This window comes from Streptomyces sp. SAS_272, from assembly GCF_052543235.1.
This window is the reverse complement of the sequence record NZ_JBMNDR010000012.1, coordinates 1-13564: the sequence shown is the minus strand read 5'-3', so window position 1 is coordinate 13564 and position 13564 is coordinate 1. Positions and strand designations below refer to the sequence as shown.

The 13564-nt window shown below is 69.8% G+C and carries 8 protein-coding genes and 5 pseudogenes; 6 read left to right on the top strand and 7 right to left on the bottom strand.

What is annotated here, in order from left to right:
- Positions 1-108 precede the first annotated feature (108 nt).
- The 5 genes and pseudogenes from ACN6LD_RS10500 to narI all read left to right on the top strand — a co-directional run.
- Positions 109-833: pseudogene (locus ACN6LD_RS10500) on the top strand (universal stress protein); the annotation flags it as partial.
- 194 nt (positions 834-1027) lie between these two features.
- Entirely contained in the window at positions 1028-4726 is a 3699-nt protein-coding gene (locus ACN6LD_RS10495; protein WP_445042964.1) for a nitrate reductase subunit alpha, read from the top strand.
- A gap of 1 nt (position 4727) precedes the next feature.
- Positions 4728-6287 carry a nitrate reductase subunit beta gene (gene narH, locus ACN6LD_RS10490; protein ID WP_445042963.1) on the top strand — a complete coding sequence of 520 codons (1560 nt, stop codon included), beginning with the start codon at positions 4728-4730 and terminating at the stop codon, positions 6285-6287.
- Positions 6284-7075, top strand: coding sequence for a nitrate reductase molybdenum cofactor assembly chaperone (gene narJ / locus ACN6LD_RS10485; RefSeq protein ID WP_319187985.1), 792 nt, complete (start codon positions 6284-6286; stop codon positions 7073-7075). Before narH ends, narJ begins: the two co-directional genes overlap by 4 nt.
- Entirely contained in the window at positions 7072-7854 is a 783-nt protein-coding gene (gene narI / locus ACN6LD_RS10480) for a respiratory nitrate reductase subunit gamma (protein WP_319187986.1), read from the top strand. The genes narJ and narI overlap by 4 nt, the downstream gene beginning before the upstream one ends.
- Positions 7855-8166: 312 nt before the next feature.
- On the opposite strand, the gene ACN6LD_RS10475 is transcribed toward narI, so the two are convergent.
- The 5 genes and pseudogenes from ACN6LD_RS10475 to ACN6LD_RS10455 form a co-directional block, all read right to left on the bottom strand.
- Complete coding sequence (locus ACN6LD_RS10475; protein ID WP_415924830.1) at positions 8167-8385, bottom strand: respiratory nitrate reductase subunit gamma; 219 nt, start codon at positions 8383-8385, stop codon at positions 8167-8169.
- Positions 8357-8917 (bottom strand): annotated as a pseudogene (locus tag ACN6LD_RS10470) (nitrate reductase subunit alpha); the annotation flags it as partial. The gene ACN6LD_RS10475 and the pseudogene ACN6LD_RS10470, both read right to left, overlap by 29 nt.
- Positions 8918-9138: 221 nt before the next feature.
- Positions 9139-9612: a hemerythrin domain-containing protein gene (locus ACN6LD_RS10465; protein WP_319187988.1), complete on the bottom strand. Its 474-nt coding sequence runs from the start codon at positions 9610-9612 to the stop codon at positions 9139-9141.
- A 48-nt stretch (positions 9613-9660) separates the two neighbouring features.
- Positions 9661-10947: an MFS transporter gene (locus ACN6LD_RS10460; RefSeq protein ID WP_415924831.1), complete on the bottom strand. Its 1287-nt coding sequence runs from the start codon at positions 10945-10947 to the stop codon at positions 9661-9663.
- 297 nt (positions 10948-11244) lie between these two features.
- Positions 11245-11316 (bottom strand): annotated as a pseudogene (locus ACN6LD_RS10455) (hypothetical protein); the annotation flags it as partial.
- Between ACN6LD_RS10455 and ACN6LD_RS10450 the strand changes: the two are divergent.
- Positions 11300-11673 (top strand): annotated as a pseudogene (locus tag ACN6LD_RS10450) (pyridoxamine 5'-phosphate oxidase family protein). The pseudogenes ACN6LD_RS10455 and ACN6LD_RS10450 overlap by 17 nt on opposite strands.
- Before the next feature lie 514 nt (positions 11674-12187).
- On the opposite strand, the pseudogene ACN6LD_RS10445 reads toward ACN6LD_RS10450, so the two are convergent.
- Positions 12188-12361 (bottom strand): annotated as a pseudogene (locus ACN6LD_RS10445) (IS5/IS1182 family transposase); the annotation flags it as partial.
- A gap of 976 nt (positions 12362-13337) precedes the next feature.
- Positions 13338-13564 (bottom strand): phosphoketolase family protein (locus ACN6LD_RS10440; protein ID WP_445042962.1); only part of this gene is annotated, 227 nt, incomplete at its 5' end.

Genomic DNA, 13564 nt, shown 5'->3' with positions numbered 1-13564 from the left:
AAGCACCGCGCTCGGCTCCTCGGCAACATCCGGAGCGCCCCAGCCATCGGACTCGTTGGCGGCCATTCCCCGTCGCATCCAGCTTCGTACCAGGCGGAGTACGTCGCCATGAAGCCAGTCGTCACCGTGGGCCTCGACGGCTCACCCGAGAGTCTCGCCGCCCCCCGCTGGGCCGCAGGCGAGGCCGAGAAGCGATGGCTCACGCTGCGACTGCTCCACGCGTCGCCCCTGCCGGCGCCGGAACCCGCGCACGCCTCCACCGAAGTCGACCAGAACTACTGGGCAAAGCGACTCGTCCACCCGCAAAGGCGGAACACCAGGCCCGGCATCCCGCCCTGTCCGTCGTCGGGAGCCTGGTGGCCGATGACGCCCAGAAGGCCCGGCTCCAGGCGGCGACGGAATCCGAGATGATCGTGCTCGGCTCCCGGGGACCGGAGTCCGTCGAGAGCTACTTCATGGGCGATGTCAGCCTGCCGGTCGTGGCACGGGCGGAGCGGCCGGTGACTCTGGTCCGCGCAGGAACCGGCGAGGAGGCGGCGGGACCGGCCTCGGCGAGCCGTGTGGTGGTGGCTCTGAAACTGCGCACCTCAGGCGACGACCTGCTCGAATTCGCGTTCCACTCCGCCGCGGCCAGGGAGGTTCCGCTGGTGGTCGTGCACGGCCGTAGCGTTCCGCTGCACGCGTGCGTGCCCTGGGGCGTGGACCACGCCACCGCCGAAGCGATGACAGGGGACACGCAGAGCGAGCCGGGCAATGCGCTCAGTCCCTGGCTGGAGAAGTACCCGCAGGTGGACGTGACCGAGAGCGTCCGCCTCACGAGCCCCGCCAAGGCTGGAGAGGCATTCGGGGCGCGGGGTGCGAACAACAGCGGCCAGCATGTACGGGGCACCCGGCCGCGCCGTCGGCCAGCTCGGACCACCGGGGCCATTGGGCCCTACGGGCGCCGGTCGGATGGGGCCGGAGGGCCCCCCGTCAGGGCCCCTCGGCCCCGGGTGGGCCGAGGTCTTCGCCACCTACCGTTCCGGCCATGGAGAACGATCAGAACGCACGGCGCCGGACGTCGCACACCGGTGAGGGCTGGCCGTTGGCCGCCCGGCGGTTGCTGACCCGCCGCGAGGTGTCGGCCGATGGGCGCGCCGTGTTCGCCGAGGGCGACCCCCGGTGGGAGCGCTTCTACCGGGACCGCTGGTCCCACGACAAGGTCGTGCGCTCCACCCACGGCGTGAACTGCACGGGCTCCTGCTCGTGGATGGTGTACGTCAAGGACGGCATCATCACTTGGGAGCATCAGGCCACGGACTACCCGTCGATCGGTGCCGACTGCCCCGAGTACGAGCCGCGCGGCTGCCCGCGGGGCGCCTCGTTCTCCTGGTACACCTATTCCCCCAGCCGGGTCCGCTACCCCTACGTGCGCGGCGCGTTGCTCAAGCTGTGGCGTGAGGCCCGACGGCGGCTGGGCGACCCGGTGGCGGCCTGGGCGGAGATCACCGGCGACCCGGCCAAGACCCGTGCCTACAAGCGGGCGCGCGGCAAGGGCGGCCTGGTGCGCGCCGACTGGGACGAGGTCAGCGAGCTCATCGCCGCCGCCCATGTGCACACTGTGAAGACCTACGGCCCGGACCGGGTGGCGGGCTTCTCGCCGATCCCGGCGATGTCGATGGCGTCCTTCGCGGCCGGCGCCCGCTTCATGTCGCTGATCGGCGGCACCCTGCTGTCGTTCTACGACTGGTACGCCGATCTGCCGATCGCCTCCCCGCAGGTCTTCGGCGACCAGACCGACGTACCGGAGGCGGCGGACTGGTGGAACGCCGGCTACCTGATCATGTGGGGCTCCAACATCCCTGTCACCCGCACGCCTGACGCGCACTTCCTCACCGAGACCCGCTACAACGGCACCAAGATCGTGGCCGTCAGCCCCGACTACGCCGACAACGTCAAGCACGCCGACGAATGGCTGGCCCCGCACCCGGGCACGGACGGTGCGCTGGCTATGGCCATGGGGCACGTGATCCTGCGCGAGTTCCTCGTCGACCGCGAAGTGCCTTACTTCCAGGACTACTTGAGGACGTTCACGGACGCGCCGTTCCTGGTGACGCTGCGCGAGCACGATCGCGGACTCGTCCCCGACGGGTTCCTGACCGCCGCTGATCTCGGCCATGGCGAGGAGCATGCCGAGTTCAAGACGGTCCTCCTGGACCGGGCCACCGGCGAGCCGGTGGTCCCGGGCGGCTCGCTCGGCTTCCGGTGGGGGGAGGCCGGGCGAGGCCGCTGGAACCTCGAACTGGGTGATGTGGTGCCCGAGCTGACCCTGCTCGAACGGGCCGAGGACACGGCGGAGATCGCGCTCCCCCGCTTCGACGAGGGCGCCACCGAAGGCGGCTCGGTCATGGTGCGCGGGGTGCCGGTGCGCCGGATCGGCGGCCGTCTGGTCGCCACGGTCTTCGACCTGATGCTGGCGCAGTACGGCATCCATCGACCCGGGCTTCCGGGCGTCTGGCCCACCTCGTACGACGACGCATCAGAGCCGTACACGCCGGCCTGGCAAGAGACGATCACGTCCGTTCCGGCCGAGCAGGCGGCCCGGATCGCCCGTGAGTTCGCCCGCAACGCCGAACGCACCAAAGGCCGTTCCATGATCGCGATGGGTGCCGGCACGAACCACTGGTTCCACTCCGACACCATCTACCGGGCCTTCCTGGCCCTGACCACCATGACCGGCTGCCAGGGCGTCAACGGCGGCGGCTGGGCCCACTACGTCGGCCAGGAGAAGATCCGCCCGCTCACGGGCCTGCAGCACCTCGCCTTCGCCTTCGACTGGCAGCGGCCCACCCGGCACATGGCCGGCACCTCCTACTGGTACCTGAACACCGACCAGTGGCGCTACGAGGCTTTCGGGCCTGACGAGTTGGCGTCCCCGCTGGGCGAGGGCCGTTTCGCCGGCAGGTCCACCGCCGACTGTCTTGCGCAGGCGGTCCGCCTCGGCTGGACCCCGGGCCATCCCGGCTTCAACCGCAACCCGCTCGACCTCACGGACGAGGCGGCTTCCGCGGGCCGCCCGGTCGCCGAGCACATCGTGGACGGACTCAAGTCCGGGCGGCTGCGGTTCGCCGCCGAGGACCCCGACGACCCGGCGAACTTCCCTCGCGTGCTGACCGTCTGGCGGGCCAACCTGCTCGGCTCCTCCGGCAAGGGCAACGAGTACTTCCTGCGCCACCTGCTGGGCACGGACGCGGCGGTCCGCTCCGAGGAGACACCGCCCGAGGGCCGCCCCAAGGACGTGGTGTGGCGGGACGAGGCCCCCGAGGGCAAGCTCGACCTGCTGGTCACCATGGACTTCCGGATGACCTCCACCGGACTGCTGGCCGACGTCGTCCTCCCGGCCGCCACCTGGTACGAGAAGGACGACCTGTCCAGCACGGACATGCACCCCTTCGTACACGCCTTCACCCCGGCCATCGCCCCGCCCTGGCAGGCCCGCACCGACTACGACGCCTTCCTCACCATCGCCGACAGGTTCAGCGAACTCGCCGCCGAGCACCTCGGCACCCGTACCGACGTTCTCGCCGTGCCGCTGCTGCACGACACCCCCGACGAACTCGCCCAGCCCGGCGGCGTCGTACGGGACTGGAAAGCCGGCGAATGCGAGCCGATCCCGGGCCGCACCATGCCCAAGCTGGTCACGATCGAACGGGACTACACGGCCGTCGCCGAGAAGATCCGCGCCGTCGGCCCGCTCCTGGACACCCTGGGCACCACGACGAAAGGCGTCACCGTCCACCCGAACCAGGAGCTGGACGAACTGCGCCGCCGCAACGGCACGGTCCGTGAAGGCGTGGCCGCCGGCCGGCCGTCCCTGGCCACCGCCACCGACATGTGCGAGGCGATCCTCGCCCTGTCCGGCACCACCAACGGCCGGCTGGCCGCCGAAGGCTTCCGCGAACTGGAGCAGCAGACGGGCAGCGAGGGCCTGGTGGAACTCGCCTCCGAGCGCGAGGCGGAGCGGATCACCTTCGCCGACACCCGCACCCAGCCGCGCGCGGTCATGACGTCGTACGAGTGGTCGGGCAGCGAGACCGGCGGCCGCCGCTACTCACCGTTCGTCATCAACGTCGAGCACAGGAAACCGTGGCACACGCTCACCGGCCGCCAGCACTTCTTCGTGCAGCACGACTGGATCGCCGAGCTCGGCGAGCAGCTCCCCGTCTACCGGCCCCCGTTGAACACGCGCCGGCACTACGGCGACGAGCAGCTGCACGAGCGCGGTCGCGCCGAGGTCACCGTCCGCTATCTCACTCCGCACTCGAAGTGGTCCATCCACTCCGAGTACCAGGACAACGCGTACATGCTCGCCCTGTCCCGCGGCGGGCCGGTGATCTGGATGTCGACCGCCGACGCCGAGAAGATCGGCGTGAAGGACAACGAGTGGATCGAGGCCTACAACCGCAACGGCGTCGTCGCCGCCCGTGCCGTGGTCACCCACCGCATGCCCGAGGGCACGGTGTACATGTACCACGCCAAGGACCGCACGGTGAACGTCCCCAAGACCGAGGTCAGCGGCAAGCGCGGCGGCATCCACAACTCCCTGACCAGGCTGCTGGTCAAACCCACCCATCTGGCGGGCGGCTACGCACAGTTCACCTACGCCTTCAACTACTACGGCCCGACCGGCAACCAGCGCGACGAGGTCACCGTCATCCGCCGCCGCAGCCAGGAAGTGGAGTACTGACATGCCCCGTGGCGAAGCCACCATCGGACGCGTCATGGCCCAGATCGCGATGGTCATGAACCTCGACAAGTGCATCGGCTGCCATACCTGTTCCGTCACCTGCAAGCAGACGTGGACCAACCGCACCGGCGTCGAGTACGCCTGGTTCAACAACGTCGAGACCAAGCCGGGTGTCGGCTACCCCCGCCGCTACGAGGACCAGGAGCACTGGAAAGGCGGCTGGATGCTCGACAAGCGGGGCCGCCTGGTCCTGCGCTCCGGCGGCCGCCTGGGGCGCCTGCTCTCACTCTTCTCCAACCCCGACCTGCCCGCCATCGAGGATTACTACGAGCCGGTCACCTACGACTACGACAACCTCGTGTCCGCCCCCGTCGGCCAGGACATCCCCGTCGCCCGTCCCCGCTCGGTCCTCACCGGGAAACCGACCTCGATCACCTGGGGCGCCAACTGGGAGGACGGGCTCGGCGGCGCCCCCGAGAACGCGGGCGGCGACCCCAACCTGACCGGCGAGTGGGCGGAGAAGGTGAAGTTCGAGTTCGAGCAGACCTTTCTCTTCCACCTGCCCCGACTGTGCGAACACTGCCTCAACCCGGCCTGCGTGTCCGCCTGTCCGTCCGGCGCGCTGTACAAGCGGGTCGAGGACGGCATCGTCCTCGTCGACCAGGACCGCTGCCGCGGCTGGCGGATGTGCGTGACGGCGTGCCCGTACAAGAAGGTGTACGTCAACCACGCCACCGGCAAGGCCGAGAAATGCACCTTCTGCTTCCCGCGCGTCGAGGCCGGCCAGCCGACCGTGTGCTCCGAGACCTGCGTCGGCCGGCTGCGCTACCTCGGGCTGCTCCTCTACGACGCCGACCGCGTCGGCGAAGCCGCCGCCACCCCCGACGAACACGACCTGCTGGAGGCCCAGCGCGGCGTCTTCCTCAACCCGAACGACCCGGAGGTCATCGCCGCCGCAAGGGAGTCGGGCATCCCGGAGGACTGGCTGGCCGCCGCTCGCCGCTCGCCGGTGTACGACCTGGTCATGCGGTACAAGGTGGCCCTGCCGCTGCACCCGGAGTACCGGACCGTGCCGATGGTCTGGTACGTGCCTCCGCTCTCCCCCGTCCTCGACGCCGTCGACGCGGCGGGCGGCAACCAGGACGACCCCGACCACGTCTTCGCCGCCGTCACCCGGCTGCGCATCCCGCTGGAGTATCTGGCGGAGCTGTTCGCCGCGGGGGACAGCGAGGTCGTCGCCGGGGTGCTGATGAAACTCACGGCACTGCGCTCGTACATGCGCGAACTCACCCTCGGCGAGGCCGGTGACGAGGCGGTGCTCAAGGCCGTCGGGCTCACCCCGCGCGAGGCCGAGGACCTGCACCGCCTGCTCGCCGTCGCCAAGTACCAGGACCGGTACGTCGTTCCGGCCGCGCACAGGGAAGACGCGGCCGCGCTGACAGCGATGGAGAACCGCTGCCCGGTCGAGTCGTCCGACGAACCGGCGGAGCCCGGTGGCCGACGGGTGATGCTCGGCCTGCCCACCCTGCGCCGCGACACCACTGCCGGAGGCCGTCCATGAGCCCACTGCCCTCCACCTTTCCCTCCCTTGTGCGCACCCGTGTCCGGGCAGCCGTCCGGCGTCCGTCCCGGCTCACCCCGGAGGAGACCGAGGCCCGCACCCTGCTGCTGCGGATGTCCTCGCTCCTGCTGCAGTACCCGGACGGCGAACTCACCGCCGCACGAACGGAACTGGCAGCGGCCGTCGAGGCGCTCCCGCCCTCGCCCCCCGCCGAGCATCTGACGGCCTTCACCACCTGGCTCACCGGCCAGGAACCCGACACCCTCGAACGTCACTACGTCGAGATGTTCGACCTGCGCCGCAAGAGCAGCCTCTACCTCACCTACTACCTGCACGGCGACACCCGTCGCCGGGGCATGGCTCTGCTCACCTTGAACCAGCGCTATCGGGCCGCCGGCTGGGACACCGACGGCAGTGAACTGCCCGACCACCTCCCCGTCGTCCTGGAGTTCGCTGCCCTGGCAGGGCCGGGCGGCGGCGAGGCACCGCTGCGCCAGCACCGGCGCGGACTCGAACTGATCCACCGCGCCCTCACCGACGCCTACTCCCCCTACCGGCACGTCCTGGCCGCGCTGCTCACCCTGCTGCCACCGCCCACCGAGGCGGACCGCGTGGCAGTGGCGAAGCTCGTCGCCGAGGGTCCGCCGAACGAGGAGGTCGGCCTCGACCCCTACGGGACCTACGGAGACGGTGAGTTCGCTCCGCCGGGCACCTTCGCGCCGCCGCTGCCCGCCGCGCCGACCCTCGTGCCGCCCGCTCCGACCAGCCGTACGGAAGGCCCCCGATGAACGCCGCACCCGTCCCCCTGGCCGCCGGGTCCACGAGCGGCACCGACCTCCTCCTGTGGGTCGCGATCCCCTACATCTGCCTCGCGGTGTTCGCGGTCGGACACGTCTGGCGCTACCGTCATGACCAGTTCGGCTGGACCTCACGCACCAGCCAGCTCCTGGAACACCGCTGGCTGCGCTGGGGCAGTCCGCTGTTCCACCTCGGCGCCTTCATGGTGATCGCCGGGCACGTCGTGGGACTCGCCGTCCCCGACTCGTGGACCGAGGCGGCCGGCATCTCCGAACACGCTTACCACACCACGGCCGTCTGGGCCGGTTCGGTGGCAGGCGTCGCCATGGTCACAGGGCTCGGCATGCTCTGCGCCCGCCGCCTGCTGACCCGCAGAATCCGCCTGGGCACCGACCGCAGCGACAAACTGCTCTTCCCCCTGCTGTCCGCCACCGTCCTGCTGGGCATCACCGCCACCGCCATGCACAACGTGTTCGGTCCCGGCTACGACTACCGCGAAACAGTCTCCGTCTGGTTCCGTGGCCTCTTCGTCCTGCAGCCGCGACCGGAGGCGATCGCCGACGCACCCCTGCTGTTCCAACTGCACGCCCTGACCGCCTGCCTGCTCTTCGCGGCCTGGCCGTTCACCCGGCTGGTGCACGTCTGGAGCGCCCCGATCGGCTACCTTGCCCGGCCCTACCTGGTCTACCGCAAGCGGGCCACACCGGCTGTCACCGCGACGAACACCGGACGACTCCGGCCTGCGTCCGGCTCCCGACGAGCCGCATGACCCACGGACACGCACTCGTGCCGAAAGCACCACCATCGCAGGGCCCGATGACCCCGCCGCAACAACCTGATGACCCCTGCCGGCTGCCTTCGTCGGTCAGGCGCTGTACCTGCATGGACAAAAAAGTAGGCACGCGGACGGATCGACCACACCCCGAAACAGGGCGGCAGGGTACGGGGGTGGCGCTACCGGCGTAGTCCGCTCGAGCGCCGCTCCGCCGTCTTCGAAGCATCGATCGGCGTCATAGCCGTCGTAGTCGTGCTGCTCACAGCCCCGGTGGCAGGCGTGACGGCAGCAGGCGTGGCCGAGCGGTCAGCGCTGCAGCAGGGCGCTGATCGCCTGCAGCCGGAACAGGATCGGGGCACCGGTCATCAGGTCCGGGTCGGGCTGGAGGTAGAAGAGGGAACGGAACCAGGGGGAGATGGTCTCGCGGTAGTCGTATCCCCTCCGACGACGTTCGCGGCCACGGTGGCCGACAGACCCAGCACGATGGTCAGTGCCAAGGAGACGTACCCTTGATCGTGTGCACATGGGCGGCGGCTACCATCTCCACCGCCTCGTCCCAGCCCGCGCGGAGCAGGCCGCCCTTGCCGCGTGCCTTCTTGTAGCGTCGGGCGCGCTCGGGGTCGGAGACGATGTCCGCCCAAGCCGCCACCGGTTTCCCGAGGCAAGCCCTCGCCTCTCGATGCATCTGGAGCAGCACACCGCGCACGTAGGGGTAGCGCACCCGGGTGGGCGAGTAGGTGTACCAGGAGAAGGCCGCCCCGCGCGGGCAGCCCTGCGGCTCGTACTCAAGACGGTCCGGGCCGACCGACGGGTAGTCGGTCTGCTGTGCCCCCCAGGTGATGATGCCGTCCCTGACATACACCTTCCACGAGCACGAGCCGGTGCAGTTTCACCCCGTGGGCGGAGCGCACCACCTTGTCGTGCGACCAGCGATCACGATAGAACTCGTCCGCCTGCCGCCCGCCTGGCGGTGCAGGGTGCGCAGGTCCTCGGAGACCTCGGCCCTGGTGAAGAAGCGGCGGCTGCGTACCAGCGCCTCGGCCAGTTCGCCGTCCATGCCTGCTCGTGCCCGATCCGGGCTGTCCGTGGTCACCGCAGCACTCCGCCCCCGGGCGTGCGGGCCCGTTCGAGGTCGTGAACGAATCCGGCCACGGCCGACTTTACGGCTGCTGGCCCCTCAGGGGTCAACAGCCGCGCCACGAGCAACACATGCTCGTGACGCGTCGTTCGGGAACCGGTGGGTCCGGGCTTGGGGGCACGGGCATCCGCACGGTCCGGTCAGACGGTGGGTCGGGCCAAGACGCCGCCTGCCGTGACGCGTACGGCCTCGGCGGCTTCCCACTGCTCAGTGGACAGGAGCGCCGGAGCCGGGGGGAAGACGCCGTCCTGTTCCTTGAGGATGTGATCGCGCAGGAGGTCGAGCACGTCGAGCAATCGGTCGGGCCACCCCGGGTCGGCCAGGAACGGTCCGCTCGCCTCCGCCAGCACCGCCTCGACCTGTCGGTGCTCGGCCTCCAGGACGGCGATCTTCTCGGGGAAGTCATCGGCCGGCGCTGGGAAGAGCCCGTGTTCCTCCATCTGGGTCTGTGGGCCCAGCACGGCGGCGATCTCGCGGGCGAGCTCGGCCATGCGGGACACGCAGCCGTCGCGCCGAGCGTCTCGCACATGGCTGATGAGGGTTGCGACCACATCGTGCTCGCGGGTCAGCTCCTCGATCGTCGCTGGTGACTGGCAGCCGCAGCGCTCGTACACCGGCTCTTCTCCCTGTCTTTCGTCCCTGTCCGTCTCGTCGGCGAGCCGTTACGCGGTGGTGCCCGCGGTGGTGTGGTGCCCGCGCTGAGGGCCGGTGCGCGGCTTGCGCTCACCGCCCTCGACTTCGGCGCGGACACGGGTGAGGGTGAAGACCAGCGCCGCGGCGGCAACCACTGCGAGCAGGGCGAGGCCGGCTGCGTAGGTTCCGTACTCGCCGTACAGCGAGCCCATGACGAGCGGCGGCAGGAAACCTCCCAGTCCGCCCGCGGCGCCGACGACGCCGGTGACGGAGCCGACCTGGTCGGCCGGGGTCAGCAGCGCCACCAGGGCGAACGTAGCCCCGCTCGCAGCGCCGAGCGCGGCAGCCATGTCGAGGAACGCGATGGTGCCCGCCGGTGCCAGCGCCGGGGTGAAGGACTGGGTCACGGCCCCGATCACGACCATGGCCAGCGCGCCGGCCAGGACCCGGACCGGCCCCAGCCGGTCGGCCAGCCAGCCACCGATCGGACGCATCGCCACCGCCAGAAGTACGAACCCGGCCATCCGGTTCGCGGCATCGGCCTGTGTGAGGCCGTAACCGGTCTTGAGGTAGGTCGGCAGGTAGACGGAGAACGCAACATAGCCGCCGAAGGCCACCGCGTACAGGGCGGATGCCTGCCAGGTGATGCCGAGGCGCGCGGTGGCAGCCAGCCGACGGGTCAGCGGCGCGGTCGGGACGACACGGCCGGGCGCGTCGCGCAGCAGCAGCGCGGCGATCAGGGCGTACGCCGCAAGAACCGCGGCGGTGATCAGGAATGGGGTCGACATGCTCTTCGCGTCCACCAGCTTGACCGTGGACAAGGCGCTGATCGCGGTGCCGCCCATGCCGGCGCCGAAGACTCCGATCGCAAGGCCGCGTCGCTCGGGCGGGAACCATGCGTTGACGAGTGGCACGCCGACGGCGAAGGCGGTGCCGCCGATACCGAGGAAGAAGCCGCCGACCAGCAGTGCGGTGAGCGAGGAGTGCCCGGCCAGGCCGAGGTAGAGGACCGGCACGACGGTGACCGCGGACACGATCGGGAACATGACCCGGCCACCGAACCGGTCCGTCAGCGCGCCGACCGGGATACGGCCCAGCGAGCCGACCACGACAGGCACCGCCACCAGCAGCGACTGCTGGAACGACGACAGATCGAGGCTGTCCTTGAACCGGGGGCCGAGCGGGCTGAGAAGCGCCCACGCCCAGAAGTTCACCGCGAACCCGACGGTGGCCAGGGCCAGCATCAGCCAGGCCCGCCGGGATACCGGCACATCCGACGGTGCGCTGCCGCTCTTCGACTCTGTCGGCTGGACCATGTCGTCCGCCCTTCCTTTGCATAGTGGTACTGCGCCACAGGGATCCCATGCGCACCACAGGCCCCTTGCCAGCGGAACGGCACCCCGTGACCACTCTCCGCAGCAGGACTCACCAGTGGCATGGGCCATCAGTCCCTGCCTCCGGACAGACGGTCCCGGGTTCAAAACCGGCAGTCCCCGAAAGCGTGCAGTGCAGCGGCTTGCAGGCGTGCCCATGTGAGGCCATGGCTACGGCCAGCTGACTCGCGCGTGCGGGTAGGGCCGGCCGGCCCTACCCCGATCTGAGCTCCAGGGGGACGCTGGGCGGATGATCCGGAGCGACGGTTTTCGCACACTCGACCGCCAAGAGTGTGTGCGCCTGCTGGCCAAGGTGCCGGTCGGCCGCGTCGTCTACACCCGACAGACAACGCCCGCTGTCCTCCCCATCGACTTCCCACTGGACACGAACGCCTCCGTGAGCTGTGCACCTCTCCCGACTCGGACCTCGTACACGCCATCGACGGAGCCGTGATCGCCTTCGAAGCGGACGAGCTCGACGCCGAGACCAGGTCCGGCTGGAGCGCGGTCGTCACCGGGCAGCCTGCTGTGGTCACCGATCCCGCCGAGCACGCACGGCTGTCGGAGGCCGGTCCCCGCTCCTGGATGCCGCTGGGGGAAGTGGTGTTCGTACGGATCACGTCCGAGATGATCACCGGACGCGTGCTCGGAGGCGGCCTCGGCCCGTAGAGCGGCCCGATTGGCAGCGGTCGTCGTGGCCGCCGTCAGAGAAGCCGCCGATTCCAAGCCCGCAAGGGAACCGAACACAAGGTTTGCCCACGCTGTGAAACGTCCGTCAAGGTGACCGACGCACTGGCCAGGTCGACCCCCACGCGTACGACAACGTCACCACAGTTACCGATGCCCTCGGCAACAGCGTCTCGTGCGAAGACGTTCTGGTTCAGGCTCTCCGCCTGCCAGCGATTCCTTCCCATGTGAACGATGCCCCAGCCACCCTGCGCCACGACATCTGATCACGCTGTCGGCCTGCAACAACCCGTCCAACGAGGTGAAAGGAAGGCGAATTCGGCCCGGCTTCGCCTCGAACTCCTCCCATCGCGGCAACGACCACCTTGATTCGCAAATTTACGAATTCTGCTGCTGTACCAGCCGGATCATCGCGTCCGGCAATCTGAACGCATCCAATCCACGAACCCCGCTTGAAGATCCGGGCCCAGTGCGGAACATGCGAAGCGGTAAGTGAACCATCGGCCAACGCCGCCAAGTCCGTTGGGGAGTCGGGCTTGCGCAGGTAGGCGAGGGCGCGCTGGCGCGGCGGGAGCTTGCAGCGGCGGTCACCCTCACGGGTGACGACAAGCATCGTGACCCACTCGACCAGCGCATGAGGCAGGTCGAGTGCGGCAGGACGGGGAACCAACAGGGCGCCTGGACCGGCAGGTTGAGACTTCGAACACCTCACCCAACGGCACGGGAGCCCTGTCCGTTGCGGGCACCAAGGTCATCACCCGATCGGTGGCCACGTCGAAAAGGCCCAGTGGTACATCTAGCGCACCTTTCTGACCTGCGCTTATGTGGGGCGACGAGGCTGTGACCTGCTAGGACGGGTCGCAGAGGCGATCGGAGGCAGTCAGAGAAAATCGCTCTGATTCGACCCCGGTTCGACCCGGGTCGCTCACGGGCAGTGAGAGGCGGCAGCCTCTGAAACTGGTTTAAGGGAATCGAGTTGGCCGGTGTGGATCACGGTTGGGTGACTCTGGCGCTGCTCTGCTTCGACCTCGGTCGAGCTGCGATGGGGACGCCTGCCTCCGCTCGGGGCCAGGCCTACGTGGGCCTCCAGGATGGCCACCGTGGGGACCTTACTGGTTCCGATGGAGGTCGGTTCCGGACACCACCCGTGGTTTTAGCGGGCCTGTGCGGCGTCCATGTCGTTGCGAGACGACCCCACCGTGCCAGACAACACCCGTCAGGCAGACCTCCCGCAACAACTCTCGCACCCGTCCGGCCCATTGGGCCTTTGCCACCTGCCCCCGGCCGCGGCCGATCCGGTCCTGCTCGGCGACCTCACCGGCCGTTACGCCACCGGCAGTTACAGCCGACTCGCCTGCGACGGTCGAAGTCTGGTCCTGCGCGAGGACCGCCAGGCGCGGCCGAGCACGGGCATCGGATCACTGCGGCGATCGCCTGCCCCGTGGTCCGCGCCGGCGGCACCCTCGACCAGCTGACCCGACTGCTGCTGCACCCCGAGCACGAGAGCGGACGGCACACTCCTGGGTGCCTTCCTCGGCACGGTGGAGGGCGGCGCGCAGGTAGGTGCGGCCGAAGCCGTTGATGCCGACGTGCACGGTCATGGCGGTGAGTTCCTTCCGGGCGGTGAGGGTCGAGGTGAGGGGCGGTCAGCTGTTCCAGGTCCAGTCGGCGACCTCGGGGAGGTCGGTGCCGTGCTCACGGATCCAGGCCTGGTGGCGGGTGCGGACGTCGGCCATCCGCTGGCGTACGGTGGCGGCGCGCACATGCAGATTCCGGTGGCCGGTGCGGCGGTAGGCGAGGCGGTGGATCAGCCAGGGGTAGCCGTGGTAGGCGAAGATCACCGGCTTGTCGGTGGTGAACAGGCCGTCGTACT

Coding starts and splice junctions, on each gene's coding strand:
- ACN6LD_RS10495 (WP_445042964.1), top strand. CDS start 1,028: ATGGAGAACGATCAGAACGCACGGCGCCGGACGTCGCACACCGGTGAG.
- ACN6LD_RS10475 (WP_415924830.1), bottom strand. CDS start 8,385: ATGTGCACACGATCAAGGGTACGTCTCCTTGGCACTGACCATCGTGCT.
- narJ (WP_319187985.1), top strand. CDS start 6,284: ATGAGCCCACTGCCCTCCACCTTTCCCTCCCTTGTGCGCACCCGTGTC.
- narH (WP_445042963.1), top strand. CDS start 4,728: ATGCCCCGTGGCGAAGCCACCATCGGACGCGTCATGGCCCAGATCGCG.
- ACN6LD_RS10460 (WP_415924831.1), bottom strand. CDS start 10,947: ATGGTCCAGCCGACAGAGTCGAAGAGCGGCAGCGCACCGTCGGATGTG.
- narI (WP_319187986.1), top strand. CDS start 7,072: ATGAACGCCGCACCCGTCCCCCTGGCCGCCGGGTCCACGAGCGGCACC.